Source organism: Sphingomonas sp. GW821-FHT04B01 (assembly GCF_059420425.1).
Genome location: NZ_JBWKTR010000002.1, coordinates 174927 through 197000, shown reverse-complemented (window position 1 = coordinate 197000; position 22074 = coordinate 174927). Strand labels below are relative to the sequence as shown.

The following is a 22074-nucleotide window of genomic DNA, read 5'->3' as shown; positions in this document are numbered from 1 at the left end:
GCCCCCTCCTCCGCTCGCATCTGCAAGGGCGCGGCCTTACGCGATAACCGCGTCGCCGCGAAGACGCGGCGATCGTTCAGTCGGGTCGAGCCCTCTCACGAACCACCCGTCACCCCGGACTCGTTCCGGGGTCCACTCTGCGGCTGGGAGAACGGCCGAAATTGGCAGCGCACGCCTGTGGCCCGGTGGACCCCGGAACGAGTCCGGGGTGACGGGGAGAGGGAGGCGCCGTTCCAGCTCCTATCCCAGCCGCGCAAGCGCCGCCGACAGCCGCTCGGCCTCCGCCGCCTTGTCGGCATGGTCTGCCTTGGCCTTCTCCACCGCTTCGGGCTTGGCGCGCTCGACGAAGCTCGGATTGCCGAGCCGCCCCGCCAGCGCGTCGCGCTCCTTCGTCGCCGCGGCGATCGCCTTGGTCAGGCGGGCGCGCTCGGCATCGAGATCGATGATGCCGTCGAGCGGGATGACATAGGTCGCCTCGTCGACGACCAACTGGATCGCCGCGCCCGCCGGCGCAGGCGCGAACGACACCTCCTGCAACCGCGCGAGCTTGCGCAGCGCGGTATAGGCGCCGTTGACACGCCGCTGCGTCGTCGCATCGGCATCGCGGACATAGGCTTTGAGCTGCGTGCCCGGCGCGATGCCGAGCTCGTTCTTGGCGGTGCGCACCTCGCCGATCAGGCGAATGCGCCACGCGATATCCGCCATCGCCTCGGCATCGATATGCTCGCCGTCGACCAGCGGCCATTGCGCGACGATCAGATCGTGCTCGCGCGGCGCCATCGCATGCCACAGCTCTTCGGTGATGAACGGCATGAACGGGTGGAGGAGGACGAGGATCTGGTCGAGCACCCAGCCCGCCACCGCGCGCGTCTCGGCGGCATGCTCCGGATACGTCACCGCATCCTCGCCGAGCGTCGGCTTGATGAGCTCGAGATACCAGTCGCAGAAGCGGTTCCAGACGAACTGATAGATCGCCTCCGCCGCCGCGTCGAAGCGCAGGTCGGCGAGCGCGAGGTCCATCGCCTGCACCGTCGCGATCGTCTCGCCGATGATCCACTGGTTGACCGCCAGCGTCGCCGCGGGCGCCTTGCCCGGTGTCGAGCCGCCGATGCCGTTCGCCTGCGCGAAGCGGCTGGCGTTCCAGAGCTTGGTCGCGAAGTTGCGATAGCCCTCGACGCGCTTCTCATCCATCTTGATGTCGCGGCCCTGGCTCTCCATCGCCGCCATGAAGAAGCGCAAGGCATCGGCGCCATATGTGTCGATCAGGCCGAGCGGATCGACGGTATTGCCCTTCGACTTGGACATCTTGGCGCCATCCGCGGCGCGGACGAGACCGTGAAGATACAGCGTCTTGAACGGCACTTCCTGCATGAAGTGCAGGCCCTGCATCATCATCCGCGCATCCCAGAAGAACAGGATGTCGAAGCCGGAGATCAGCACGTCGTTGGGGTAACGCCCGCCGAGCGTCGGGTCGTCGGTCTCCGGCCAGCCGAGCGTCGCGAACGGCCACAGCGCGGAGGAGAACCACGTGTCGAGCACATCGGGATCGCGGGTCAGCGCGACGCCCGCCCCGGCCTGCGCCTGCGCGGCCTCCTCGGTCTCGGCGACATAGGCCTTGCCGTCGGCGTCGAACCACGCCGGGATCTGATGTCCCCACCAGAGCTGGCGCGAGACGCACCATGGCTGGATATTGTCCATCCAGTTGAAGAACGTCTTTTCCCAGCTCTTCGGCACCATTTTGATCGCGCCGGACTTCACCGCCTCGATCGCCGGCTGCGCCAGCGTCTTGGCGTCGACATACCATTGGTCGGTCAGCCATGGCTCGATCACCACGCCGGACCGGTCGCCATACGGCGTCTGGATCGTGCGCGGCTCGGCGTCGTGTTCGACGCCCTCCTTGTCGACGTGCGCGATCAGTACGCCCTCGGCCTTGAGCCGTTCGACGATCGCCCCGCGCGCCGCGAACCGGTCGAGCCCGATCAGCTCGGCCGGGATCAGCCCGTCTGCGGTCTGGCAGACCTGCGCCTTGGCATCGAGCATGTTGAGCATGTCGCGCGCCTCGATCCCGGCGCGACGGCCGACCTCGAAGTCGTTGAAGTCATGCCCCGGCGTGATCTTGACCGCGCCAGACCCGAGCGCCGGATCGGCATGGTCGTCGGCGACGATCGGGATCAGCCGGCCGGTGATCGGCAGCTTCACCTGCTTGCCGATCAAGGCGGTATAGCGCGCATCCTCGGGGTTCACCGCCACCGCCATGTCGGCGAGCATCGTCTCGGGTCGCGTCGTCGCGACCTCGATGTAACCCGAGCCGTCGGCGAGCGGGTAGCGCAGATGCCAAAATTTGCCCGCGATCTCCTTGGTCTCGACCTCGAGATCGCTGATCGCGGTGCCGAGGCCGGGGTCCCAGTTGACCAGCCGTTTGTCGCGGTAGAGCAGGCCCTGCCGATGGAGCTCGACGAACACCTTGAGCACGGCCTTCGAAAAGCCCTCGTCCATCGTGAAGCGTTCGTTGGCCCAGTCCATCGAACAGCCGAGCCGGCGCAGCTGCCGGGTGATCTCGCCGCCGCTCTCCGCCTTCCAGTCCCAGATCTTGGCGACGAAGTCCTCGCGGCTGAAGTCGGTGCGCTTCTCGCTTTTGGTGGCCATCTGCCGCTCGACCACCATCTGAGTCGCGATGCCGGCATGGTCGGTGCCGACCACCCAAAGCGCGTCCTTGCCCTTGAGCCGCGCATGCCGCGTCAGGATGTCCTGCAGCGTATTGTCGAGCGCATGGCCGATATGCAGCGAGCCGGTGACGTTGGGCGGCGGGTTGACGATCGTCCACGGCTCGGCATTCGGCCGGTCGGGGCGGAACAGGCCGTTCGCCTCCCAATGCTGATACCAGCGGGTCTCGATGGCGGCGGGGTCGAAGGTCTTGGGAAGCTCGGTCATGCCGGGGCTGTAGCGGCTAGGTGACGTCAGTCCAAGTCGCTCAAATCCGTCGTCAGGATCACCCCGCCCTCGTCCAACGGCGCATACATGTCGACGGGCAGTTCATCCCAACAGACCAGCAGCCGCTTCATCTTCTGGGCGATCAGTGCAGGCTCCCCGGTCGAGTTGTTGAAGATGAGGCATTCGTCGACGTGGTGCGCAAACCACGCCAGTTCTCGAAACGAACGCAGCCGCCGCGCGGCCACCTTATCGGCGGGAACGTCGTGCCCACCCTCGGCCACACGATTGCGGATGCGGGAAAGTTGCAGATCGACAGTATCGAGGACGACGTAGATCATTCTGATCTCGAAGCCTCGTTGTCGGGCCATTTCGACCAGCCGCCGATATTTGGGCGATGACAGGACGGTTTCGACGCCGATCGTTTGATAGGCGGCGATCGACGCCTCGAGCCATTGCTCGACGCGCTGAACAGCCGCAAGATTCGCAGCCTCGGTCGGCAAGCCCTCGACCTCGGCGATCTTCGCGGTCAGCAGGTCCGGGTTGATGATCCAAACCGATCCACCCCAACCTTCGATATCGGTCCTGTTGTATAGCGAGCTCTTGCCGCTGCCGTTCGGCCCGGCGACAATCCAGAATATCGGCCGTTCAGGCCTGCGCGGCGTCTTGCTCGGCACGCGCGCGTTTCCGCTGCTCGGTCTTGATCCGGCGCACATTGGAGCGGAACGCCGCCAGCATATCCTGAGCGAAGGTCGTGCTGTCGGCCTGCACGACCTTCATCTGGATGATCGTCCCATCGGATGCGCGGACGCGCTTGGTCGGCAAATCGCTCGGACGAATAGGCTTCGGCTTGGTCATCGTTTTCTCCGCTGCCGATATAGGCCGCCCGAGCGATCGCGCAAAGCGCTACTTCGCCGTCCAGCGGTCCATCCAGCCGAGCACCTCGCGATACCATTGCCGCGAATTGTTGGGCTTCAGCACCCAATGGTTCTCGTTCGGATTGACCAGCAGACGCGATGGGATGCCGCGGCGCTGGAGCGCGGTGAAGGCGGCGATCCCTTGCGTATAGGGAATGCGGAAGTCCTTCTCGCCGGTGATGACGAGCTGCGGCGTCTTCCAATTCTGCACGTAATTGACCGGGTTCCATTTCTCGAATGCGGCGGGGTCCTCGTAATAGGCCTTGCCGCCGTGTTCCCATTCGTCGAACCACAATTCCTCGGTCTCATAGGCCATGGCGCGCGCATCGAAGACGCCGTCGTGCTGGACGATACACTTGAAGCGATCGGGCCACTGGCCCTCGATCCAGTTCATCATATAGCCGCCGTATGACGCGCCGAGCGCGCAGGCGCGGTCGCCGTCGAGCCAGCCGAATTTGTCGGTCGCCGCCTTGAGCCCGGCTTTCAGGTCGTCGAGCGGCCAGCCGCCCCAATTGTTGCTGATCGCGTCGGTGAACGCCTGACCGTAACCGGTGCTGCCGTGGAAATCGACCGCGACCAGCCCATAGCCGGCGCCGGCGAATACCGCCGGATTCCAGCGATACGACCAGCTGTTGTCGCTCGATCCCTGCGGGCCGCCGTGGACCATGAAGGCGACCGGCACCTTGCCGGTGCTGCCCGCCGGCTTGACCGCATAGCCCCAGACCGTGTCGTTGTTCGCGCCGGTGAAGCTGAAGCGCGTCACGCCCGGCATGTCGATGCCGGCGAGCTTTGCGGCGTTCACCTGGGTCAGCCGCGCGGGCTTGCCCTTGCCCGCAACGGCGTAGAAATCGTCGGGCGCGGTCAGGCTGTTGAGCGCGATCACGGCGCCCTTCGGCGTCGCCGCCACCGCGGAGACATGGCCCTGCTGCGTCAGCCGCGTCACCTTGCCGCTCGCCGGGTCGACCGCGAACAGCGGGTTTTCCTGCGTGTCCTGCGCGGTGACGTAGATCCGCTTCGAATCGGGCGACCATGCGACCGAAGATACCGACCGGTCCCAGCTTTCGGTCAGCGCACGCACCTGCCCGCTGGCGAGATCGCGCAGCATCAGCACCTGCCGGTCCGCCTCGAAGCCGGGCCGCTTCATTGCTACCCAAGCAAGACTGCGGCCGTCGGGCGAGACCGTCGGCAGCGTGTCGGTGGCGCGGTTCGTGGGGGTCAGATTGACCGGCGCGGTCGCCCCGTCGGCGGGCGCCGACCAGATATCGAGATTGGTCGACAACGGCTCGGTGGTGCCTGCGATGCGCAACGCGAAATAGACGGTCTTGCCGTCGGCGCTCCACGACACTTCCTCCCCGCCGCCGAACGGGCGCGAGGGGGCGTCGCCATCGAGGCCGTGTTCGATCGCCACGCCGTCGCCCGGCGCGCCCGCGGCGGTCAGGGGCAGGACGAAGATCTGCGAATGGCTGCCGTCGACCCATGTATCCCAGTGCCGCACGAACAATTTGTCGTAGACGCGGCCCTCGCCCGCCTGCGGGTCCTTCTTCTCGATCGCCGGGGCGAGGCTCGGCGCGTTGGGCTTGCGGTCCGCCCAGACGAGGATACGGTCCGCGGTCGGCGCGACCTTGAAGCCGCCGAACCCGCCCTGGAAGCCGGTCAGCTTGCGCGGCGCGCCGCCGGCAACCGGCACCGACCAGATCGCATCGTCGCCGCCCTTGTTGGAGCTGAAATAGACGGTGCTGCCGACGATCTGCGGATCGTTCTCGTTGACCTCGGGCTCGGCGACCAGCGGTTCGGGCTTGGCGCCCTTGCGCGACAGGTCGAGCCGCCAGAGGTCGTAGCGTCCGCGATTCGCGGCGAGATCGGTCTCGCGCTGCGCCCAGACCATCCATTTGCCATCCGTGGAAACGGTCGGCGCACCGATCCGGCTGAGCGAGGCGACATCGTCGATGGTGAGCTGGCGGGCGGCGGCGGGTGCGGCGATGACCGCGACGGTGGCGAGCAGGCTCGCGGCGAACAGGGTTCTCATGCGCGGCAGGTTAGGCAGAAGTACGCGGCGGAGCAACGGGTCGTCGGCTACCGCGTATCCGCCATCAACCGTCATCCCCGCCTAGGCAGGGATGACGCATAGTGATCGACGGGAAACCCCTCAGCGCATCTGCGAAGTGATCTTGGCGATCTCGCGCGCGACCATCGTCTCGACCATCTCGGGCAGATGCGCGTCGAGCCACTCGCGCAGCATCGGGCGCAGCATCTCGCGCACCAGACCCTCCAGCGTGCCTTCGCTTTCGGGCTCGGGCTTGACGAGCAGCTTGCTCAGCGTTTCCAGCGAGCCAAGGCTGGCGGCGGCGGCACGGTTGGACAGGATCGGTTCCTCGGACATCGGCGTCTGAACGGCTGCGGCGCGCGTCGGTTGCGGCGAAGGGGCGGGTTGCGGTTGTGCCTGGGCACGCGGGGCGGGCACCGGCTCGACGTCGGGCTCGGGTTCGAAACGCGGCTGCGGCTGCGGCTCCGGGATCGGCGCATGTAGCGACGGCATCGGATCGCTCAGCTCGAGCACTTCTGCCGCTTCCGATTCGATCGGCTGGGGCTGCGTACGGGTCCGGCGCGAGCGCGCCTGCGTCCCCTCGCCTTCCTCGGCGATGATCCGTTTGATCGACGACAGGATCTCTTCCATCGACGGCTCCGCGCTCATATCCCCCATGATCCTGACGTCCCTACCCTTTTCGACGCCGTTATTGGCGGCTTGGCGATGCAGCACCTGTCGTCAGACCGGGGCTCCTGTCAACCGGCGTGTTGAGCAAAGGATCGCTCGGCTTCGCAACGGCAGCATTTTGTGCCGGCGTCTGCGCGGTCGACACCGCGACCGGGACCGGCTCGCCGTCGCTGCCGTAGTCGCTGATCCGGTTGCGCACGCGCTTGTAGTTGACGGTCGGATCGTACAGCGCCCCCCCGTCGAGGCCGAGGTCGCGCGCCTCCGCATTGCCCATCGCGGCGAGCAGCGCGAAGCCGGCGACATAGGCGTCGCGGCGTGCGCTCACAAGCGTCACCTGGCTGTTGAGCAATTCCTGTTCGGCGTTGAGGATGTCGAGAATCGTGCGCGTGCCGACGCTGTTCTCGGCGCGCACGCCTTCGAGGCTCAGCTTGTTGGCGTTCACCGCGGTCTCCGACGAGGCAATCACCTGCTGCGACGATTGCCAGACAGCATAGGCCGACCGCACCTGCGAGATCACCGCGCGCTCGGTTGCGGTGACGTTCTCCAGCGACTGGCCGCGCAGTGCCTCGGCCTGACGGATCTGCGCCGCGGGGCGCCCGCCCTGGAACAGCGGCAGCGTGACCTGGAGACCTGCCGATGCGGCGGTGCCCGAATTGGGCAAGCCCGAACCGGCGGGAAGCGTCTGGAGATAGTTGAAATAGTTCGGCCCCGCGACGACCGACAGGCGCGGCAGCCGGTTGGCGCGCGCGACGTTCACGTCATAGCGCGTCGCATCCGCCTGACGCCGCGCGGCGATTAGGTTGGGATTGTTGTTGAGCGCGACGCTCATCGCCGCATCGGGTGCAGTGGGCAGATTGGGCAGCGCCGGCGGCTCTTCGAGCGCGACCGGCGGCGTGCCGACGATCTGGATATAGGTCTCGCGGCTGGAGATCAGCTGCGCCTCCGCCTGCTGCAATTGCGCGCGAGCCAGCGCCAGCCGCGCCTCGGACTGGGCGACATCGGTGCGGGTCAGGTCGCCGACCTGGAACCGGTCGCGGCTCGCGCGCAAATTGACCTCGAGCACCCGCACGTTCTGCTGGTTGAGCGAGGTGATCGCCTCGTCGCGGATCACGTTCATATAGGCCGCGACGACGTTGGTGAAGGTGCTCGCCTCGGTGCCGCGCAGCGTCGCGCGGCCGGCATCGACACGCGTCTCGGCGGCGCGCACCGCATTCTTCACCGCACCGCCCTGGAAGATCGGCACCGACAGATTGAGCGATCCCGCCGCGGTCCGCTCGGGATTGGCGAAGTTGTTGTTCGCCTGCAGGAAATTGTCGGTGAGCGACCCGGACACGTTGACGCCCGGGATGCCGTTCGACCGGGCGATCGGCACGTTTTCGTCGGTCGCGCGCTGCGCGGCGCGCTGCCCGGTCAGCGTCGGGTTCGATGCATAGGCCTTGGCCAGCGCCTCGCGCAGCGTCTCCGCGCTCGCCGGCGCGACGACCCCCAGCAGCGCCGCGCCCCCCAGCAACAATCCCCGCATCATCCCCCCGTTTATCATTGTCTAGAACTTGAAACCCTGCGGCGTCGCGAAGCCGGGCAGCACGACGCAATCGCAGTCGAGGAACGGCGACAGTCCGAACCCGCCTTCGGTCTTGCGACCGCTGGCGAGCCGGATCACGCCATGTTCGGTCAGCCCGGTGACGACGCGCCCGCCCGTCTTGATCTGATCGACCAGTGCCTCGGGCAGATGCTCGACCGCGCCGTCAACGATCAGCACGTCATACGGCGCGCCCTCGGAATGGCCGGCGGTGAGCGGTCCCTCGACGACGGTGACGTTCGGCGTTCCGGCCAGTCCGTCGCGGGCAAGCGCGACGAGCGCCGGGTCCTGCTCGACCGCGATCACCTCGGCGACGATCTGCGCGAGCAGCGCCGCGGTATAGCCGCCCGCCGCGCCGATCAGCAGCACGCGATCGCCCTTTTCCAGATAGGCTTCGGTCAGCAGCCGCCCGGTGACCATCGGCAGGTTGATCGCACGGCCGCCGCCGACCGGCAGCGCGGTGTCGCGATAGGCGAGACGGCGCGATTCGGCGGGGACGAACATTTCGCGCGGCACGGTGTTCATCGCCACCAGCACGCGCTGGTCGCTGACCGCATTGGTGCGCAGCTGGCTGGCGACCATCGCTTGCCGCATCACCGCCAGATCGGTGGAATCGTGCTGGATGGTGTCGACGCTGATATTCATGCTGATCCCTCTCGCACAACCGTATTAGCTGCGCAATACACTTCGTGATGAACCGGCTTGTATCGCGCGCGATGCGTCGCGCCAAGCGGACGCAGGCGTATTGCCGTGCGGCGGAACGGATGGCCAGCATCGTGCACAGTCCGTATGAGGCGCGGCATGCTTCCTGCGACCTATCACAAATTCATCGACTGGATCGGCGACGGCACCGGCCTTCCCGATACGATCCTCCACATCCACGCCGGTATGGCGGTGCTGATGATCGCCCGGCTGCTCACCCGCCGCTCGCTCGGCAGCTTCGTGCCCTGGTCGTTCGTCGTCCTCGCCGAGGCGTTCAACGAGGTGATGGACCGACTGAACTTCGGCTCGTGGCGCTGGGAGGACACGACCTCGGACGTCCTCAACACGCTCTTCTGGCCGACGGTGATCTGCCTCGGCCTGCGGATGCGGCCGATGCTGCTGCCGCGCGACGCGGCGCGGGTGAAAATGTCGGAAACCGCATAACGGAGATTGGAGGCCCGACCGGGAATCGAACCCGGGTGCAAGGATTTGCAGTCCTCTGCGTCACCACTCCGCCATCGGGCCTCGACGCGGGAGGGCGGCTGATGATCGGTTTTGGCCGGACCGTCAACCGCCGATTTGCAAGAAACGCTCCAGCATCGCCACCAGCGGCACGTCGGCGGGCGGCATCGCCAGCGACCGCATCGCCGCGGGCTCGACCCAGGCGAGCGCCGTCGCCTCCAGCGCCTGCGGAACGCCCTGCCAGCAGCGTAGGACGTAGAGCAGCAAGAGCAGGTGCCGCTCGCCGAGCCCGGCGCTGGCGAAGGTCAGCGGCACCAGCGCCGCCGGATCGACGGTGATCGCCAGTTCCTCGTCCAGCTCGCGGACGAGTGCGGCCTCGGGCGCCTCGCCGGGCTCGATCTTGCCACCGGGGAACTCCCACAGGTCCGCCATCTGCTTGCCGGGTGGCCGGCGCTGGAGCAGCACCCGACCGTCGGCGTCGATCAGCGCCGCTGCGACGACCGGCATCAGTCGCACCGGCATCGGCGTCGTTTCGGACCTGTCGTCAGCCATTCCTTAAATTTCTCCAGATAGTTGATCGGCCATGTCAGGCCATACGCCCCCTCGCCGCCGGCGCCGCGCGGCGGCCGATCTCCGGCGCGATTCGCGGGGCGCCACCGCGGTGGAATATGGCCTGATCGTCGCGCTGATCGTCATCGTCATGGTCGTCGCGCTCAAACAGGTCGCCCGGGCCAATACCGATGTCTGGCAGCAGGTCAGCACCAAAGTGGTCAACGCCGGCTGACCCGGCCCTCGAAAAAGCTAAACTGGTTTAAATGTTTAGCAACCTTGCGCCGGTTATGTCCGCCCTGCTGCTCCGGTTCACCGGTTCAGCCGGGTGACTGAAGTGTCGATTATGGAGACCGGAATGCAGACGATTCGCAAGTTCATCAAGAACAGCAAGGGCGCGACCGCCATCGAATACGGCCTGATCGCAGCGCTGATCGCCGTCGCCGCGATCGCCGCGATGCAGGGCCTCGGCAACAAGCTGAAGACCACGTTCAACAACGTGTCGACGAACATGTCGGCGACCTGATCCCACCTTCGGGTAGGATCGATGCGAAGGGCGGCGGAACTCCGGTTCCGCCGCCCTTTTTCTCGTGAGGCTTACAGGCGGCCCATCGCCAGGAACTTCTCGCGCCGGTCCTGCCGCAACGTCGCGGCGTCGCGGTGATCGAGGCTGGCCAGTGCCTCGTCGAGCGCATCGCCCAGGGCACGAATCGCTTCGGCGGGATCGCGATGTGCGCCGCCTAGCGGTTCGGGGACGATCGTGTCGATCACGCCGAACGTCTTGAGGTCCTGCGCGGTGACGCGCATCGCCTCGGCGGCGTCCGCCGCCTTGTCGGCGGTGCGCCACAGGATCGAGGCGCAGCCTTCGGGGCTGATGACCGAATAGATAGCATGTTCGAACATCAGCACGCGATTGCCCGCCGCTAGCGCCACCGCGCCGCCCGAGCCTCCCTCGCCGACGATCGCCGCGACCACCGGCACGCCCGCCGCCAGACACGCCTCGGTCGAGCGCGCGATCGCCTCGGCCTGGCCGCGCTCCTCCGCCTCGATACCGGGGAAGGCGCCCATCGTGTCGACCAGCGTCACCACCGGCAGGCCGAATCGGCTCGCCATCTCGACCAGCCGGATCGCCTTGCGATAGCCCTCGGGCTTGCCCATGCCGAAATTGTGGCGCAGCCGCGTCGCGGTGTCCGAGCCCTTCTCATGGCCCAGCACCATCACCTTGCGGCCGCGGAAGCTGGCGAAGCCGCCCATGATCGCCTGATCGTCCGAAAAGGCGCGGTCGCCCGCCAGCGGCACGAACTCGTCGAACAGCCCGGCGACATAGTCCTTGAAATGCGGTCGTTCGGGATGCCGCGCGACCTGCGTCTTCTGCCACGGGGTCAGCTTGGCGAAGGTATCGCGCAACAGCTTGTCCGACTTGGCCTGCAGCCGCGCCAGATCGGCCGCGATGTCGATCGTGCCGTCCGCCGCGGTTGCGCGGAGTTCGTCGATCCGCCCCTGCAGCTCGGCAATCGGTTTTTCAAATTCGAGGAAGCTCGCCATGGAACGCCGGTTACGGGCGACGCGCGCGTCCGTCAACGCGCCCGGGATCGCCGAGCGGATGGCGCGCATTGACCAGCTCGACCAGCTGGCTCGCATCGACATGCGTGTAGATCTCGGTCGTCGCGATATCGGCATGGCCGAGCATCGACTGCAAGGCGCGCAAATCGGCGCCGCCGGCAAGCAGATGCGTCGCGAAAGCGTGGCGCAGCACGTGCGGGCTCACGCGGTCGGGCGGGATGCCCGCCTCCGCCGCCAGCGCCTTGACGAGCTGGTAGAGGCGGATGCGCGAGAGATGCCCCTTGCCCGACGGGAAGAGCCACGGCGTCTCGACCGCGACATGCCCGCGCCACGCCGCCACCGCCGCGCGGGCGCGGTCGGACAGCGGCACCAGCCGCTCGCGCCCGCCTTTGCCCTTGAGGATCAGATAGGGCCGATCGGGATGGACGGCATTGCGCGGCAGGCTGACCAGCTCTGTCGCGCGCAGCCCCGATCCGTAGAGCAGCTCGACCAGCGCCGCGAGACGCAGGTCGTTGGGCAGCGGCCGTTCCACCCCGATGCGCGCGGCGATCGCCGCGAAGAGCCGCTCGACATCGCCATGGTCGAGCACCTTCGGCAGCGGCCGCGCCGCGCCGGGGCGCGGCAGCGCCTTGCCCGGATCGTCGGCGCGGTGCCCCTCGTCGGCAAGGAAGGCATAGAAACGCCGCAACGCCGCCGACTTGCGCGCGACGGTGCTCCGCGCCAGCGCGCGCCAGTCCTCCGCCAGCACCTGCAACCGTGCATCATCCGCCGCGACGAGCCCGCCCGGCACCGACGCCGAGGCGAGCGTCAGGTCGCTGCGATAGGCGGCGATCGTATTCGCCGCCGCGCCCGCCTCGGCGGCGAGCATCTCGAGGAACCGCTCGATCAGCGCGGGGTCGCCACTACTCACACCCGCGCGAGCGCCTCGGCGGCGATCATCCGCGCCTCGCCCTCCAGCCCGACCGCACGCAGCGCGCTGACGATCCGGTAGAGCATCGCCGGCGGCACGCCGCGCCATTGCGGCGTCTGCATGCCGATCGCGGCGAGCAGCACCACCGTCCCCGGCTGGCCATCGGATGCGGCACGATCGATCGCACGCGTCCAGCTGTTCTCGGCGCCGATCTTCACGTCGAGCGCCGCGGCGGCGCGTTCGGTGTCCTCCTGCGTCAGCCGGCCGAGCCCGGCGAGGCCGGCGAAAAACAGCCGCTGCTTGAGCGCGGCATTGCCGGTGCCCGCATAGGACGACAATTGCCGGTAGCTCAGCCGCCCGCCGCTGTCGGGGTCGGCGAGCGCGATCATCGCCCAGGCGTCGCTGCCCTCGTCGACCGCGGCCCGCCAGCGCGCCGCGCTGCGATCGAGCCCCGCGGTCAGCATCGACGCGACGAGCTGCGGCGCGTCGGCGATCCCGGTCCGTACCGGCAGCCGCGCCGCGGCGCGCGCGGTCAGCACCAGCCGCGGATAGGCGGGCGTGGTGCCCCACAGCGCGCGCAACGCGGTCAGCCGCGTGTCCATGTCGCCGCCGATATAAGCGGTGCGCAGGTCGTTGATCGACGCGGCGACCGGCGCCGGGGTGTCGTTGGCCGCATCGAGCGCGCCGTACAGGTCGACCAGCGCCGCGGCGGACAGCACCCCCTGCCCCGCCGCTGCCTCCGCCGAGGCCAGTCGCTCGGCCATCGGGATCCCCGGCGCGAGCGCATACCAATAGCGCGCCTGCGGTCCCGCGGTCGCGAACATGTCGGCGGGAATCGTGACTCCGGTCGCCGCGGCGAGGCCGAACCGCCAGGCGGTCAGCGCGTCGACCCCCGCCCATTCGATCGTCACCGCCTGTCCGCCACCAGGACCGGCACCGACCACCTTCTGCGCCAGTTGCAGGTCGATCCCGGTCGCGACGTTGCGCTTGCGCGCGGCGGTGACGAGCGCCTTGGCGCGCGCCGGTTCGCCGGCGAGCCCGGCGCACATCGCCTGCGCCAGCGTCCAGCCGCGCTCACGGGTCGCCGCGAAGCCGGCATCGGCGATCGGACACAATTCCGCCGGATCGCCGGTCGCCAGCGCGGCGTTCATCGCGACCTGATAGAGTTTGGGCGTATAGCCGGCATTGTCGACGCTCTGCACGACAGCACGCGCGCCGACCGCCTCGCCCATGCGCAGCAACAGCCACGCGCGCTCGGCGGCGAAATCGGCGCCATGGACCTGCGCCGGCGTATCGAGCTGCGCGACCAAGGTCCGCCGCAGCAGGATCGACAGCCAGCGCGACGGCAGCGGCGCGGCGACGCGGCGCATCAGGCCTTCGAGATAGCGCCCGTCCGCCTCCCCGAACGCATCCGCGGCGAGCGCGCCCTCGCGCTCCCCTGCCGGTCCGACCCGGTCGAGCGACCGGCGCGCCGAGAGCGGCATCTCATATTGGGCGAGCACCGCCGGATCGACGGTCGGCGTCGGGCTCGGCGTGGCGCTCGCTACCGGTTCCGGCAGGTCGAGCGGCAGCGGCTGGACGAGCCCGGTGGCGGCGGGTGCCGGCGCGGTGGTGAGCGCGCTGCCGGTGGGCGTCGCCCGTGGCGCGGACGAGGTCGCGCGGGGCGAGGGGGCAGGCGCCGGTTCGCCGAAGCCGGGCGGCAGGATCGATTCGGGCCGCTCCTGCGCATAAGCGGCGACGGCGGCGGCGGTGATCGCGACGGCGGCGACGCCGCGCGTCAGTCGACGCAAGCCTGAGCGCCGCTTGTGTCCTGAAACCGCTGCCAAGATTCCCCCGTCATGCCGGACTTGTTCCGGCATCCACCGTTCCGCAGGCGACTGGTCCGTTGCTCCTGCGGCACCGTGGACCCCGGAACAAGTCCGGGGTGACGGCGTGGATGGAGCAGCCGGATCACTCATCGCCAAGCCGCCGTCCAGGCGACGCGCACAGCATGCGCCCTAGCTGAGGTTGGCAAGCGTCACGGCCTTTTCGACATGCGTCTGCGGCCGCTCCGAAGCACGACCAGCGAGCAGGAACAGGCCGCCGCCCACCACGACGAGGAGCACGATGACGGAGAGGACCAAGCGAGACATACCGTACCTTAGGACACGTAAAAGACGGATGCGGAGCTTTTGCCCCGTCCGGACCCGCTGTATAGCGCTCCATTCCATGTTGCAAAGCGCTCATCCCCCGGCTGCCGCCCCTGCTCGCCATGATCCCGCTCGGCCGATCGTGCTGGTGGGGCTGATGGGCGTCGGCAAGTCGACCGTCGGCCGCCGGCTGGCGAACCGGATGCGCCTGCCTTTCGTCGACGCCGACACCGCGATCGAACAGGCCGCCGGCATGACCGTCGCGGAGATCTTCGCGCGTTTCGGCGAACCCTATTTCCGCGACGGTGAACGCCGCGTCATCCAGCGGTTGATGGACGGCACGCCCAAGGTGATCGCCACCGGCGGCGGTGCCTTCATCAACGACGAGACGCGTGCACTGATCCTCGCCGAGGCGACCGCGATCTGGCTGCGCGCGCATCCCGACGTGCTCGCCGAACGCGTCGGCCGCCGCGACACCCGCCCGCTGCTGCGCGGCAAGGACCCGCGCAAGGTCCTCGCCGAGCTCGCCGCCATCCGCAACCCGATCTACGCCGAGGCGCATATCCACATCACCAGCAACGCCGCCCCGCACGAGACCACGGTCAATGCGATCCTGAAGGCGATCGGCCACGGGCGGCACGCGGCATGAGAACCGTCACCGTCGAGCTCGGCGACCGCCGCTATCCGATCCATATCGCGGCCGGGCTGCTCGCAAGCGCCGCCGACCATCTCGCCCCGCTCGCGCGCGGCCGCACGATGGCGATCGTCACCGACGAGAACGTCCGCCCCCATGCCGACACGTTGCAGGCGGTGCTCGCCGCCGCCGGGGTGCGGAGCGAGGCGATCGTCCTGCCGCCCGGCGAGAAGACCAAGAGCTGGGAGCATCTCGCCGGCCTGTGCGACCGGCTGCTCGACCTCGGCGTCGAGCGCGGCGACCATGTCGTGGCGCTCGGCGGCGGGGTGATCGGCGACCTCGTCGGCTTCGCCTGCGCGATCCTCAAGCGCGGCTGCCACTTCGCCCAGATCCCCACCACCCTGCTCGCGCAGGTCGACAGTTCGGTCGGCGGCAAGACCGCGATCAACACGCGCGCCGGCAAGAATTTGATCGGCGCCTTCCACCAGCCGTCGCTGGTGCTGATCGACCCGTCGCTGCTCGACACGCTGCCACTGCGCGAAGTCCGCGCCGGTTATGCCGAGGTCGTCAAATACGGCCTGATCGACGATCCCGCCTTCTTCGAATGGTGCGAGGCGAACGGCGCGGCGCTGCTCGCCGGCGATCCGGCGGCGCGCGACCATGCGATCGCGCATGCCGTCGCCGCCAAGGCGCGCATCGTCGCCGCCGACGAGCATGAGACCAACGGCACGCGCGCGTTGCTCAACCTCGGCCATACCTTCGGCCATGCGCTGGAGGCCGAAGCGGGCTTCTCGCAGAAACTGATCCACGGCGAGGGCGTCGCGGCGGGCTGTTCGCTCGCCTTCGCCTTCTCCGCCGCGCAGGGTATCGGTTCCGGACAGGACGCGGGCCGCGTCGCCGCGCATTTTCGCAGCGTCGGCCTGCCCGACGGTCTCGCCGCCGCCGGCATCGCCGCAAGCGGCGCGACGCTGGTCGACCATATGCGCCACGACAAGAAGATGGCGGCCGGCACGCTCCCCTTCCTGCTCGCCCGCGGCATCGGTCGGACCTATCTCGACAAATCGGTGGATCTTGCGGATGTAGCCACGTTCCTCGACGCGCAGCCACGCTGATGCCCAACGGCATCGCCAAGGGCAATCTGCCGACCAAGATCTGCCCGGCGTGCGAGCGCCCCTTCGCGTGGCGCAAGAAATGGGCGCGTGACTGGGATTCGGTGGTCTATTGCTCGGACGCCTGTCGCAAGAAGCGGTAGGCGGCCGGCAGGACAACGATCGGGTCGCCGCATGGATCTGGCGGGCCGGGCGATTGCAACGCCAGACCGCGGACGTTCAGGACGTCCGTATCCGCATCGCAACCCGACCGGCAATGAATGAGACCGCTGCGGCTGGAACTGCCAGGATGCACAGGAAGAGCAATCCTGCCGCGAGCAACGGGCCTGTTCCGGCGTTGATCCACATCACTGGCAGCTGCGAGAACGTGATGATGACTCCGGCCAGCCACCCGTGGCTTCTCGATAAGTACCCGGCGACCGCCGCCAATGCGAGGGAGACGGGATACCAGAGTGTCCAATACTCATTGCTATCCCAGGGCTCCGGCGCTCCCGTCACCTCACAAACCTGCTGCCAGTACAATCCGCTGGCGAGCAGCAGGGCAAGAAGCTTCATCAATCGCGCACGCATGCCCGGTTGTTCTCACATCGGCGCTTGGGTGCCAACCTGTGGAGAGGCCTTCGATGTCCGCCCGTGATCGCTCACCCGGCGATGCCAACGCCTCCTCACCCCGTCGCGGCGATCCCCGGCACCAGCGATCGCGGCTTGAGCAGCATCGCTTGCCGCACCTCGCCAGGGTCGGCGAGCACGCGCGCGGGCTTGCCGATCAGATAGCCCTGGATCGCCGAACAGCCCTCGCGCGTCACGATCGACAGTTGCGCGGGCTGCTCGATCCCCTCGGCCAGCACCGACATGCCGAGCGTTCGGCCGAGCGCCGCCACCGACCGGAGGATCGACACCGCCTGGTCGTCATGGTCGATCGCCGACACGAACGAGGCGTCGAGCTTGATCCGGTCGAACGGGAACGAGCGGAGCACGTCGAGCGACGAATAGCCGACGCCGAAATCGTCGAGCGCGATGCCGATCCCCATCGCCTTCAGCGCCTGCAACTGGTCGAGTGCGAAGTTGCGATCGTGGATGATCGCGCTCTCGGTCAGTTCGAGCACCAGCCGTTCGGGCGGCAGGCCGCTGTCGGCGAGCGCCGCCGCCACCGTCTCGACCAGCCGCGGGTCGGCAAGATGCTTGGGCGACAGATTGACCGCAACGACGTGCCGGTTGGTCCACAAGGCCGCCTCAAAGCACGCCTGACGCAGGATCCAGATGCTCAGCGGCACGATCTCGCCGCTTTCCTCCGCCAGCGGGATGAACACCAACGGCGCGATCCGCCCCCGGGTCGGGTGGTTCCAGCGGACCAACGCCTCGTAACCGGTGATCTCGCCGGTTTCGACCGAAGCCTGCACCTGGTAATGGAGTTCGAACGCCTCCGCCTCGACCGCGGCGCGCAGGTCGGTGACCAGCTCGCGGCGCGCGCGTACCGCCTCGTCCATCTGCGCATCGTAGAAACACGGTTCCGGCGAGCGCGCCGCCTTGGCGCGGCTCATCGCGAGATCGGCCTTGGCGAGCAGCGCATCGGGATCGAAGCCGTCGTGATGCGCCAGCGCGACGCCGATATTGGCGTCGATCGTCGCGGTGAAGCGGTCGAACACGAACGGCGTGGCGAACGCCGCGCGCAGCCGCAGCAGGAAGGCATCGAGTTCCTCGCCGGCGTCATAGGAGATGATCGCGGCGAATTCGTCGCCACCCAGCCGCGCGATACATTCGCCGGGACGCAGGCGTGTGGTCAGCCGCGCCGCCAGCGCCATCAGCAACTGGTCGCCGGCCTGATGGCCATAAGTGTCGTTGACCACCTTGAACCGCGACAGGTCGAGCATCACCGCGGCGAGCCGGTGGTAGCCGCCGTCGATGCGGAAGCGCCGCTCCAGCTCCTCGGTGAAATGCATCCGGTTGGGCAGGTCGGTCAGCGCATCGTGCAGCGCCATGCGCCGCAGCCGCCGATACGATTCGCCCTGCGTATGGCCGTCGATCAGCGCGCTCACCGCGGCGGCGCCGATGACGATCATCGCCGCGATTGCGGTGGTGATCGCCAGCGTCGTCATCGTGACGTCGGACAATCCCTCCCCCAGCGTCAGCGCGGTGATCGTCAGCGCCGCCATGCCGGTGAAATGGAGCGTCGCCACCGCCAGCGCGAGCGTCGCCGCCGCACCGACGTTGCGCCAGCCGCGGCGACGCCTGAACAGCGCGAACGCCACACCCGACAACAGCATCGCGCAGATCAGCGAGGCGGCGACGAAACGCGCGTCCCAATGGACGATGCCGTCGACGCGATAGGCGGCCATGCCGAGATAATGCATGATCGTCATCGCCATCCCGACGATCGCGCCACCGCCGAAGCGCGCCGCGAGCGGCCGGCGCGCCGCGATCGCCAGCCCCGGCGCGGCCAGGACGATCACCGCGAGCAGCGAGGCGAGCGTCAGCAGCGGATCAAGCACCACCGGCGCGCTGGCGCGATAGGCCATCATCGCGACGAAATGCGTCGCCCACACCATCGTGCCGATGCCGACCGCGGTGAGCCCGATCCAGCCGGTGCGGCTGGGGCCGGGTGCCAGCGCGATGCGGCGGAAGGTCTGCAACGTCGCCAGCGAGCCGAGCAGCGCCACCGCCAGCGCCAATGCGACGAGCCGCAGGTCATGATCGTGTGCGAGACAAGCCACCACCCGCATCATGCGGCGTAGCCGAGGATATCGAGCCGCGCCTCGAGCGCCTGCGACGCCTGGCGCGCGAGTCCGAGCAGATAGGCTTTCTGATCGGTCGAGGCGGGCGGACGCTCGACGGTATCGACGACGCACAGGGCGCCGACGTCGACCCCGCTCAGCAGCCGCAGCGGCGCGCCGATATAATAACGGATGTGCGGCTCGCCGACCACGCCGGGCAGCTTGGCGAAACGCGGATCGTCGAGCGCGGCGCAGCATTCCAGTACGCCGCCCCGGTCGAGTGCGAAGCTGCAGAACCCGGCCTGTCGCGGCATGCAATGCAACGCGATACCCCGCGCCGCCTTGATCGCCTGCACGTCGTCATGGATCAGCGACAGCGCCGCGATCGGCGCATGGAAGGCCGCAGCGGCGGCACCGACGAAACGATCGAACGCCGGCTCCGCCGACGCCTCAAGGCGGGCAAGCCCATGCACGGCTATCGAGCGGCGACGCTCGCGCAACAGGCTCTTGAACATCCCCGACCCACTATCATCCCGACGAGTATCGACCTTGGCCGTAAGACGTTAACAAATGTTGCAAATCTAGCGACGTGAAGCCGTACTGCCGGGCAAAGGCACGATCAGGCGATCGTCTCGCCTGCGCGGTGGTTAGGCCACTTTCTTCGCTGGCTTTTCGCGATTTTCTATTGCGCGCGGCGGAGGGACGCTAGGAAGGAGGTGGAAGGCACGCCGGGGGGCGTCGCCGAGGGGGTTCCAATCAGACGATGCGCCTGATCTTCAATCTGTCGCTGCTGTCCGTCGCCGTCATCGCCGCCGGGCCGGCCGCAGCCCAGACGCTGACGCCGCTGGCGGAGGCGCGCCTGCGCCACGAGCATGTCGAGCAGGACGGCCTGCCCGAGCATGCGGACGCGGTCACCGTTCGCGTCCGCGCCGGGTTGCAGGCCCGCGAGGGGCATTGGACCGCGCTGGCGGAAGCGCAGGGCAATCTGGCGATCGTCGGCGATTATTACGACGGGCTTGCCGGTCCGGCGACCGTGCGCCCGCAGATCAGCGACCCGCAGAACGTCGCGCTCTATCGCGCGCAGCTGCAATATCGCAGCGACGCGTTGACCGTCACCGCCGGCCGCCAGCGCATCCAGCTCGACGACGAGCGCTTCGTCGGCGCCGCCGCGATACGCAACAACGGCCAGACCTTCGATGCGGTGCGCACCGAGCTGACCCCGGTCAAGGGCGTCAAGGCCGACGTCACCTATGCCTGGGGCGTGCGGACGGTCTGGGGGATCGACGGGGCGGGTGCGCGGCAGCAGGCGATCGGCGGCAACAACGTCTTCGCGACCTTGGGGGTGACGACACCGGTCGGTACGCTGGCCGGCTTCGCCTATCTGGTCGATCAGGACGAGGCGATCGTCCAGGGCTATCGCCTGTCGAGCCAGACCTATGGCGCACGGCTGGCAGGATCGCGCGGCTTCGGCAAGACGAAGCTGGCGTGGACCGCGAGCCATGCGCGCCAGTCCGACTATCACCGCAACCCCAACGATTATGCCGCCGATTATTGGCTGGCGGACATCGGCCTCGACCTCGCCGGTCCGAAGGTGGGCGCCGGCTATGAGGTGCTCGGCGCGGGGCGCGGGCGCAGCCGCGGCGCCACGCTGGCGAGCTTCCAGACGCCGCTCGCCTCGATCTTCAAATTTCAGGGCTGGGCCGACAAACTGACCACCACGCCCGCCGACGGCATCCGCGATCTTTACGGCAGCGCCGGCTGGGGCTGGCCGCAGCTCGGCGCGCTCAAGGCGGTGAGCGTGCAGGCGGTCTACCACCGCTTCGAGAGCGACCGGCTGGTGCGGCACTATGGCAACGAGATCGACCTGCTCGCGCAGGCGCGGATCGGGCGCACCGTCGCCAGCCTGCGCTACGCCGACTATCGCGCCGACCGCTTCGCCACCGACACGCGCAAATTGTGGTTGCAGATGGACTGGACGCTGTAGCGATCGGCGGAAGAGGAGGATGACGTGACGCTTCATGGCTGGTGGCTGTTCGTCGGCGCGGTGTTCCTGCTGTGCGGAACGCCGGGACCGAACATGCTCCACATCCTGTCGCGCAGCGTCGCGCTCGGCGCGCGGCGCAGCGTCGCGGCGATGGCGGGATGCCTGACTGCGCTGGTGCTGGTGCTCGCCGCCTCCGCAGCGGGGCTCACCACGCTCCTGCTCGCGCTGCCCGGGGCGTTCGAGGTGCTGCGCTATGCCGGCGTCGCCTATCTGATCGTCCTCGGCGTCAAGGCGTGGCGGGCGGACGTCGCGCCGATCGACGTCGGCGCAGGCACGCTGCCGCGTACGGTATCGCTCGCCGCGCTGTTCCGCGGCGGCTTCGCGATCGGCATCAGCAATCCCAAGCTGCTGCTGTTCGCTGCGGCCTTCCTGCCGCAGTTCGTGACGCCGACGGCACCGCAGGGGCCGCAATTCGCGATACTGGTGGTGACCTTCGCGGCGCTCGAATGCTTCTGGTACGGCGTCTATGCGATGGGCGGCCGCTCGCTGTCGGCACATCTCGCCCGGCCGACGGTGAAGCGCGCGTTCAACCGTCTCACCGGCATCATCTTCATCGGCTTCGGCGCGGCGCTGCTGCGCGCCAAATCCGCCTGAGCGTTATCCGCCCGCATCCGTATGGAATAGTCCGAAACGGTAATGAACCGAACGACGGGCGCGGAGTTGATGCGGGTCGGCCGGCCCCGCGCGGGTGCCGGACGCATTCGGAAGGACATGAGATGACACGCAAGCATATCGCCGTCGCCGCCGCCCTCAGCTTCGCCCTCACCTGCGGCGCCCCGGCCATGGCGCAGACCGTCCGCGAAACGAAGGTCGATCACGACACCAAGGTGCATGACGGCGTCGCCACCACCACGACCAAGGTGACCGAAACAAGCAAGCGCAAGACGCACCGTCCCAAGAAGGTGCTCGGCGTCAAGGTCGGCCACAAGACGGTCAAGCACAAGGTCGTGCGTGAAACCTCGGTCAGCTCGAACGGCGACCGCAAAGTCGCGGTGAAGACCAACTGATCCGTCGCCGCCGTCGTCTGTAAGAAGCCCGGCGGCAAGTTGTAGCTACCACCCATCACCCCGGACTGGTTCCGGGGTGACGGTTTTCTTGAGGCGATCGACGAGGCCTTGTGAACG

At 68.2% G+C, this 22074-nt stretch carries 24 protein-coding genes and 1 tRNA gene; 9 read left to right on the top strand and 16 right to left on the bottom strand.

The genetic code is table 11. The annotated features are described in order from the left end of the window. Positions 1-240: 240 nt before the first annotated feature. The 7 genes from AC07UH_RS07180 to AC07UH_RS07150 form a co-directional block, all read right to left on the bottom strand. Positions 241-2931 carry a valine--tRNA ligase gene (locus AC07UH_RS07180; protein ID WP_495180328.1) on the bottom strand — a complete coding sequence of 897 codons (2691 nt, stop codon included), beginning with the start codon at positions 2929-2931 and terminating at the stop codon, positions 241-243. Between the two features lie 26 nt (positions 2932-2957). Next, the gene (locus AC07UH_RS07175; protein ID WP_495180329.1) at positions 2958-3605 is read right to left on the bottom strand and encodes an ATPase; all 648 of its coding nucleotides are present in this window, start codon (positions 3603-3605) and stop codon (positions 2958-2960) included. After that, a complete protein-coding gene (locus tag AC07UH_RS07170; RefSeq protein WP_495180330.1) occupies positions 3577-3786 on the bottom strand; it encodes a hypothetical protein in 210 nt (69 codons plus the stop codon). Before AC07UH_RS07170 ends, AC07UH_RS07175 begins: the two co-directional genes overlap by 29 nt. Positions 3787-3834: 48 nt before the next feature. After that, positions 3835-5871, bottom strand: coding sequence for a prolyl oligopeptidase family serine peptidase (locus AC07UH_RS07165; protein WP_495180331.1), 2037 nt, complete (start codon positions 5869-5871; stop codon positions 3835-3837). A 120-nt stretch (positions 5872-5991) separates the two neighbouring features. Continuing rightward, positions 5992-6537: a DUF2497 domain-containing protein gene (locus AC07UH_RS07160; RefSeq protein WP_495180332.1), complete on the bottom strand. Its 546-nt coding sequence runs from the start codon at positions 6535-6537 to the stop codon at positions 5992-5994. A 40-nt stretch (positions 6538-6577) separates the two neighbouring features. Then, positions 6578-8083 (bottom strand): TolC family outer membrane protein, encoded by a 1506-nt coding sequence (locus AC07UH_RS07155; RefSeq protein WP_495180333.1) that lies wholly within the window; start codon positions 8081-8083, stop codon positions 6578-6580. An 18-nt stretch (positions 8084-8101) separates the two neighbouring features. Then, positions 8102-8782: a protein-L-isoaspartate O-methyltransferase family protein gene (locus tag AC07UH_RS07150; protein WP_495180334.1), complete on the bottom strand. Its 681-nt coding sequence runs from the start codon at positions 8780-8782 to the stop codon at positions 8102-8104. Positions 8783-8938: 156 nt separating this feature from the next. On the opposite strand from AC07UH_RS07150, the gene AC07UH_RS07145 reads away from it, so the two are divergent. Beyond that, positions 8939-9283 (top strand): hypothetical protein, encoded by a 345-nt coding sequence (locus tag AC07UH_RS07145; protein ID WP_137897860.1) that lies wholly within the window; start codon positions 8939-8941, stop codon positions 9281-9283. A gap of 7 nt (positions 9284-9290) precedes the next feature. On the opposite strand, the gene AC07UH_RS07140 is transcribed toward AC07UH_RS07145, so the two are convergent. Beyond that, positions 9291-9364, bottom strand: a tRNA-Cys gene (locus AC07UH_RS07140). 42 nt (positions 9365-9406) lie between these two features. Next, entirely contained in the window at positions 9407-9853 is a 447-nt protein-coding gene (locus AC07UH_RS07135) for a (deoxy)nucleoside triphosphate pyrophosphohydrolase (RefSeq protein WP_495180335.1), read from the bottom strand. A 31-nt stretch (positions 9854-9884) separates the two neighbouring features. On the opposite strand from AC07UH_RS07135, the gene AC07UH_RS07130 reads away from it, so the two are divergent. After that, positions 9885-10085, top strand: coding sequence for a Flp family type IVb pilin (locus tag AC07UH_RS07130; RefSeq protein ID WP_038658998.1), 201 nt, complete (start codon positions 9885-9887; stop codon positions 10083-10085). 123 nt (positions 10086-10208) lie between these two features. Continuing rightward, positions 10209-10376: a Flp family type IVb pilin gene (locus AC07UH_RS07125; RefSeq protein ID WP_038666264.1), complete on the top strand. Its 168-nt coding sequence runs from the start codon at positions 10209-10211 to the stop codon at positions 10374-10376. A 71-nt stretch (positions 10377-10447) separates the two neighbouring features. Here the strand turns inward: AC07UH_RS07125 and AC07UH_RS07120 are convergent, their stop codons facing one another. From AC07UH_RS07120 to AC07UH_RS07105, 4 genes are all read right to left on the bottom strand, one after another. Continuing rightward, entirely contained in the window at positions 10448-11395 is a 948-nt protein-coding gene (locus tag AC07UH_RS07120) for an acetyl-CoA carboxylase carboxyltransferase subunit alpha (RefSeq protein ID WP_495180336.1), read from the bottom strand. Between the two features lie 10 nt (positions 11396-11405). After that, positions 11406-12323, bottom strand: a complete 918-nt coding sequence (locus AC07UH_RS07115; RefSeq protein ID WP_495180337.1) for a tyrosine-type recombinase/integrase — start codon at positions 12321-12323, stop codon at positions 11406-11408. Continuing rightward, positions 12320-14113 (bottom strand): hypothetical protein, encoded by a 1794-nt coding sequence (locus tag AC07UH_RS07110; RefSeq protein WP_495180338.1) that lies wholly within the window; start codon positions 14111-14113, stop codon positions 12320-12322. The genes AC07UH_RS07115 and AC07UH_RS07110 overlap by 4 nt, the downstream gene beginning before the upstream one ends. 207 nt (positions 14114-14320) lie before the next feature. Further along, the gene (locus AC07UH_RS07105) at positions 14321-14455 is read right to left on the bottom strand and encodes a hypothetical protein (protein ID WP_281177479.1); all 135 of its coding nucleotides are present in this window, start codon (positions 14453-14455) and stop codon (positions 14321-14323) included. 76 nt (positions 14456-14531) lie between these two features. Between AC07UH_RS07105 and AC07UH_RS07100 the strand changes: the two genes are divergently transcribed. Genes AC07UH_RS07100 through AC07UH_RS07090 form a run of 3 tightly spaced genes read left to right on the top strand, consistent with a single transcriptional unit; the run spans position 14532 to position 16338 of the window. Then, entirely contained in the window at positions 14532-15101 is a 570-nt protein-coding gene (locus AC07UH_RS07100) for a shikimate kinase (protein WP_081974304.1), read from the top strand. After that, positions 15098-16198 (top strand): 3-dehydroquinate synthase, encoded by a 1101-nt coding sequence (gene aroB, locus AC07UH_RS07095; RefSeq protein ID WP_495180339.1) that lies wholly within the window; start codon positions 15098-15100, stop codon positions 16196-16198. The genes AC07UH_RS07100 and aroB overlap by 4 nt, the downstream gene beginning before the upstream one ends. Then, positions 16198-16338, top strand: coding sequence for a DUF2256 domain-containing protein (locus AC07UH_RS07090; RefSeq protein WP_495180340.1), 141 nt, complete (start codon positions 16198-16200; stop codon positions 16336-16338). The genes aroB and AC07UH_RS07090 overlap by 1 nt, the downstream gene beginning before the upstream one ends. A gap of 76 nt (positions 16339-16414) precedes the next feature. Here AC07UH_RS07090 and AC07UH_RS07085 read toward each other — a convergent pair whose 3' ends face one another. The 3 genes from AC07UH_RS07085 to AC07UH_RS07075 form a co-directional block, all read right to left on the bottom strand. Further along, positions 16415-16750, bottom strand: a complete 336-nt coding sequence (locus tag AC07UH_RS07085) for a hypothetical protein (RefSeq protein ID WP_495180341.1) — start codon at positions 16748-16750, stop codon at positions 16415-16417. Between the two features lie 110 nt (positions 16751-16860). Further along, positions 16861-18915: a putative bifunctional diguanylate cyclase/phosphodiesterase gene (locus AC07UH_RS07080; protein WP_495180493.1), complete on the bottom strand. Its 2055-nt coding sequence runs from the start codon at positions 18913-18915 to the stop codon at positions 16861-16863. Beyond that, positions 18915-19421, bottom strand: a complete 507-nt coding sequence (locus tag AC07UH_RS07075) for a GAF domain-containing protein (protein WP_495180342.1) — start codon at positions 19419-19421, stop codon at positions 18915-18917. The genes AC07UH_RS07080 and AC07UH_RS07075 overlap by 1 nt, the downstream gene beginning before the upstream one ends. 248 nt (positions 19422-19669) lie before the next feature. On the opposite strand from AC07UH_RS07075, the gene AC07UH_RS07070 reads away from it, so the two are divergent. The 3 genes from AC07UH_RS07070 to AC07UH_RS07060 all read left to right on the top strand — a co-directional run bounded on the left by AC07UH_RS07070 (position 19670) and on the right by AC07UH_RS07060 (position 21957). Further along, positions 19670-20890 carry an alginate export family protein gene (locus AC07UH_RS07070; RefSeq protein WP_137899667.1) on the top strand — a complete coding sequence of 407 codons (1221 nt, stop codon included), beginning with the start codon at positions 19670-19672 and terminating at the stop codon, positions 20888-20890. A 24-nt stretch (positions 20891-20914) separates the two neighbouring features. Continuing rightward, a complete protein-coding gene (locus AC07UH_RS07065) occupies positions 20915-21544 on the top strand; it encodes a LysE family translocator (protein WP_038658979.1) in 630 nt (209 codons plus the stop codon). Between the two features lie 122 nt (positions 21545-21666). Further along, positions 21667-21957 carry a hypothetical protein gene (locus AC07UH_RS07060; protein ID WP_495180343.1) on the top strand — a complete coding sequence of 97 codons (291 nt, stop codon included), beginning with the start codon at positions 21667-21669 and terminating at the stop codon, positions 21955-21957. Positions 21958-22074 lie beyond the last annotated feature (117 nt).

Excerpts from the sequence above, each read along its gene's own strand:
- AC07UH_RS07180 (WP_495180328.1), bottom strand. The coding sequence starts at position 2,931 with ATGACCGAGCTTCCCAAGACCTTCGACCCCGCCGCCATCGAGACCCGC.
- AC07UH_RS07170 (WP_495180330.1), bottom strand. The coding sequence starts at position 3,786 with ATGACCAAGCCGAAGCCTATTCGTCCGAGCGATTTGCCGACCAAGCGC.
- AC07UH_RS07165 (WP_495180331.1), bottom strand. The coding sequence starts at position 5,871 with ATGAGAACCCTGTTCGCCGCGAGCCTGCTCGCCACCGTCGCGGTCATC.
- AC07UH_RS07160 (WP_495180332.1), bottom strand. The coding sequence starts at position 6,537 with ATGAGCGCGGAGCCGTCGATGGAAGAGATCCTGTCGTCGATCAAACGG.
- AC07UH_RS07155 (WP_495180333.1), bottom strand. The coding sequence starts at position 8,083 with ATGATGCGGGGATTGTTGCTGGGGGGCGCGGCGCTGCTGGGGGTCGTC.
- AC07UH_RS07150 (WP_495180334.1), bottom strand. The coding sequence starts at position 8,782 with ATGAATATCAGCGTCGACACCATCCAGCACGATTCCACCGATCTGGCG.
- AC07UH_RS07145 (WP_137897860.1), top strand. The coding sequence starts at position 8,939 with ATGCTTCCTGCGACCTATCACAAATTCATCGACTGGATCGGCGACGGC.
- AC07UH_RS07135 (WP_495180335.1), bottom strand. The coding sequence starts at position 9,853 with ATGGCTGACGACAGGTCCGAAACGACGCCGATGCCGGTGCGACTGATG.
- AC07UH_RS07130 (WP_038658998.1), top strand. The coding sequence starts at position 9,885 with ATGTCAGGCCATACGCCCCCTCGCCGCCGGCGCCGCGCGGCGGCCGAT.
- AC07UH_RS07125 (WP_038666264.1), top strand. The coding sequence starts at position 10,209 with ATGCAGACGATTCGCAAGTTCATCAAGAACAGCAAGGGCGCGACCGCC.
- AC07UH_RS07120 (WP_495180336.1), bottom strand. The coding sequence starts at position 11,395 with ATGGCGAGCTTCCTCGAATTTGAAAAACCGATTGCCGAGCTGCAGGGG.
- AC07UH_RS07105 (WP_281177479.1), bottom strand. The coding sequence starts at position 14,455 with ATGTCTCGCTTGGTCCTCTCCGTCATCGTGCTCCTCGTCGTGGTGGGC.
- AC07UH_RS07100 (WP_081974304.1), top strand. The coding sequence starts at position 14,532 with ATGTTGCAAAGCGCTCATCCCCCGGCTGCCGCCCCTGCTCGCCATGAT.
- aroB (WP_495180339.1), top strand. The coding sequence starts at position 15,098 with ATGAGAACCGTCACCGTCGAGCTCGGCGACCGCCGCTATCCGATCCAT.
- AC07UH_RS07090 (WP_495180340.1), top strand. The coding sequence starts at position 16,198 with ATGCCCAACGGCATCGCCAAGGGCAATCTGCCGACCAAGATCTGCCCG.
- AC07UH_RS07085 (WP_495180341.1), bottom strand. The coding sequence starts at position 16,750 with ATGAAGCTTCTTGCCCTGCTGCTCGCCAGCGGATTGTACTGGCAGCAG.
- AC07UH_RS07080 (WP_495180493.1), bottom strand. The coding sequence starts at position 18,915 with ATGCGGGTGGTGGCTTGTCTCGCACACGATCATGACCTGCGGCTCGTC.
- AC07UH_RS07075 (WP_495180342.1), bottom strand. The coding sequence starts at position 19,421 with ATGTTCAAGAGCCTGTTGCGCGAGCGTCGCCGCTCGATAGCCGTGCAT.
- AC07UH_RS07070 (WP_137899667.1), top strand. The coding sequence starts at position 19,670 with ATGCGCCTGATCTTCAATCTGTCGCTGCTGTCCGTCGCCGTCATCGCC.
- AC07UH_RS07060 (WP_495180343.1), top strand. The coding sequence starts at position 21,667 with ATGACACGCAAGCATATCGCCGTCGCCGCCGCCCTCAGCTTCGCCCTC.